At 69.4% G+C, this 3,171-nt stretch carries 2 protein-coding genes; both read left to right on the top strand.

Features of this window, described 5'->3' with window-relative positions; translation table 11 throughout:
* The coding region (locus AB0D99_RS35575) for a phosphopantetheine-binding protein (protein ID WP_362372353.1) at positions 1–738 on the top strand (738 nt) is incomplete at its 5' end.
* A gap of 445 nt (positions 739–1,183) precedes the next feature.
* Positions 1,184–3,171: condensation domain-containing protein (locus tag AB0D99_RS35570; protein WP_362372350.1), on the top strand; the 1,988-nt coding region annotated here is incomplete at its 3' end.

The following is a 3,171-nucleotide window of genomic DNA, read 5'->3' as shown; positions in this document are numbered from 1 at the left end:
GGTTATGTGAAGCGTCCGGGTCTGACTGCGGAGCGCTTCACCGCGAACCCGTTCGAGCCCGGCGGCCGGATGTATCGCACCGGTGACGTGGCCCGCTGGACGGCTGAGGGGCTGCTGGAGTATCTCGGCCGCGCCGATGAGCAGGTCAAGGTCCGTGGTTTCCGGATCGAGCCGGGCGAGGTCCAGGCGGTTGTGGCCGCGCATCGCGAGGTCGCCCAGGCCGCCGTCATCGCCCGTGAGGACGTGCCCGGGGACACCCGCCTCGTCGCCTACGTCGTCCCGACCGACCAGGACGAAGTTGACGCACAACTGGGCTCCGAGGTAATGGAGTTCACGAAGACGCGGCTGCCGGAGTACATGGTGCCCTCGGCGGTCGTGGTCCTCGACGCCCTCCCGCTGACCGCGAACGGCAAGCTCGACCGGAAGGCTCTGCCGGCCCCGGACGCCAACGCCTCCGCAGGAGCCGGGCGCGCGCCCGCCACCCGCGAGGAAGAAGTTCTGTGCGAGGCATTCGCCCAGGTCCTGCGGCTGGAGTCGGTCGGTGTCGACGACGACTTCTTCGCCCTCGGCGGCCACTCGCTGCTGGCGACCGAACTCGTCATCCGAATTCGCGCCGCCCTCGGGGTCGACGTCGAGATCCGGGCCCTCTTCAATGCGCCGACCGTGGCAGGTCTCGCAAAGCAGCTGGGCACGGAGAAGTCAACCCGTCCAGCTCTCCGTCCGATGCGCAGGAGGTAGCAGGAGCGGGTGAGTCAAGGCGGTATCGCCTGAACAACTGAATGAAGAGAATGCGTGCTTCGGCCGCCGCGACCCGTGAATTCGGGTGCGGCGGCCGAAGTGCATTCCCCGGTCGGTACGGGTCGTTCAACTGCCGTTCCGGGGCGGTTGAACAGGCCGGATGTCGGCCGCTCAGCTGCAGTGGTCCAGTCGGGTGCGGGCCGAGTCGGGGTGCGGAGGCAGAACATTGATCGTCGGTACGGCCTGGGTCATAGTGAGTCGCGCCGAACCGGGATCCCCGAAATCGCGGGTGGATTCTCGGAACGGCGAGCCGGCTGTCCGTTCTTCCGGTGACAGCCATTACCAGTCGTTATCCATTTCATTCTGTTCGGGTGTACAAGGCTCCGGAAAGCCTTGACCGATCCGCGCCGACGTTGCGGCCGGGACGAAACCAGGAAGGTTCCTGATGATTCCGTTGTCTTTCGCGCAGCGTCGGTTGTGGTTCATGCAGCAGCTGGAGGGCCCCAGCGCGACCTACAACATCCCGGTGTCGCTGCGCCTTTCGGGGTCGGTGGACCGCGCCGCGCTGGCCGCGGCCCTGCGGGACGTCCTGGAGCGGCACGAGGTGCTGCGCACGACCTTCGGCATGCACGACGGCGAGCCGTACCAGCGCATCCTCGGCCTTGAAGAACTCGACTGGGATCTGCAGACTGTGGACCTGCCGAACTCCGCGACGCCGGCCGACCTGGCCGGCGCGGTCGCCGGAGTGTTCGGGTACGAGTTCGACCTGGCCGCCGAACTCCCCATCCGTGCCTGGCTGTTCTCCGCAGGACCCGACGAGCACGCCCTCGCCCTGGTCGTTCATCACATCGCGGGCGACGGCTACTCGATGCGTCCGCTGGCCCGTGATGTCTCGGTGGCCTACGCGGCGCGATGCCGGGGTGAGGCCCCCGCGTGGGAGCCGCTGCCGGTCCAGTACGCCGACTACGCGCTGTGGCAGCGTGAGCTGCTCGGCGACGAGAACGACCCCGACAGCGTGGGTGCGCGGCAAGTCGCGTACTGGCGCGAGACGTTGGCCGGCGCGCCCGAGGAGCTGGAGCTCCCCGTCGACCGCATGCGTCCGCTCGTCGCCTCGCACCGGGGGCACAGCGCGCCCTTCGAGGTCCCGGCCGACGTGCACGTACGGCTGCAGGAGCTGGCCCGTGCCGAGGGCGTCACCACCTTCATGGTCTTCCAGGCCGTACTCGCCATGACCCTGTCGAAGCTCGGCGCGGGCACGGACATCCCGATCGGTGCCGCCGTGGCCGGTCGTACCGACGTGGCGCTCAGCGACCTGGTCGGTTTCTTCGTGAACACGCTCGTTCTGCGTACGGACGTGTCGGGTGACCCGACGTTCCGGGAGGTGCTGGGTCGGGTTCGGGAGACGGGTCTGTCGGCGTTCGCGCATCAGGACGTGCCGTTCGAGAAGCTGGTGGAGGAGCTGGCGCCGACCCGTTCGCTGGCGCGCCACCCGCTCTTCCAGGTCATGCTCACCGTCGAGAACGTCGCCCAGGCCGAGGTCCGGCTTTCGGGAGCGCAGGCGGGATCGCTTGCCGACGTGGCCTCGGCGGCCGTGTCGGAGCAGCTCGCCGCCAGGACCGTCGCGAAGTTCGACCTGGAGATCGGCGTCGAGGAGACCTTCGACGCCGACGGAGCCCCCGCCGGTCTTCGCGGCTCGGTGATCGTCGCGGCCGAACTGTTCGACGCCGACTCCGCCGCCCGGCTGTCCGGGCGGCTCACGCGCGTCCTGCGGATGCTCGTCGCCGAACCGTCCACCCGGCTGAGCGCGGTCGACGTCCTGGACGCGGACGAGCGGCACCAGCTGCTCGCCGAGTGGAACGGCGTCGAGGTCGGCGTCGACACCGCTCTCGTACCCGAACTGTTCGAGGCGCATGCTGCGCTGACCCCGGACGCCGTCGCGGCGATCTACGAGGGTACGGAGATCACCTACGCCGAGCTGGACGCGCGGGCCAACCGTCTCGCGCACTACCTCCTCGGACTCGGCGTCCACGCCGAGTCGGTGGTGGGTCTGTGCCTGCCGCGCGGCATCGACATGGTGGCCGCCGTTCTCGGCGTGTGGAAGGCCGGCGGAGCCTACGTGCCGCTGGACCCCGAGCACCCGGAGGACCGGCTCTCCTACGTGCTGGCCGACAGCGGCGCCGGCGTGGTCGTGAGCAGCCACGACGCCGCCGACGGTGTCGCCGGCCGGCTGGGCGTCGACCGCGTGCTGTGGCTGGACGACCCGGCCACCGCAGCCGCCCTGGAGCGGCTACCGGACAGCGCACCGAAGCGGCCGGCGTCCCGGGACGGTCTCGCCTATGTGATCTATACGTCGGGTTCGACGGGGCGGCCGAAGGGTGTGGCTGTTGGTCATGGGGCGTTGGCGAATTTGGTGTCGGTGTTCGGGCCGTTGAT

The sequence above is a fragment of the Streptomyces sp. NPDC047971 genome (genome assembly GCF_040653355.1).
In the GTDB taxonomy this organism is placed as follows: domain Bacteria; phylum Actinomycetota; class Actinomycetes; order Streptomycetales; family Streptomycetaceae; genus Streptomyces.
This window is presented reverse-complemented; position numbering and strand designations above follow the sequence as displayed.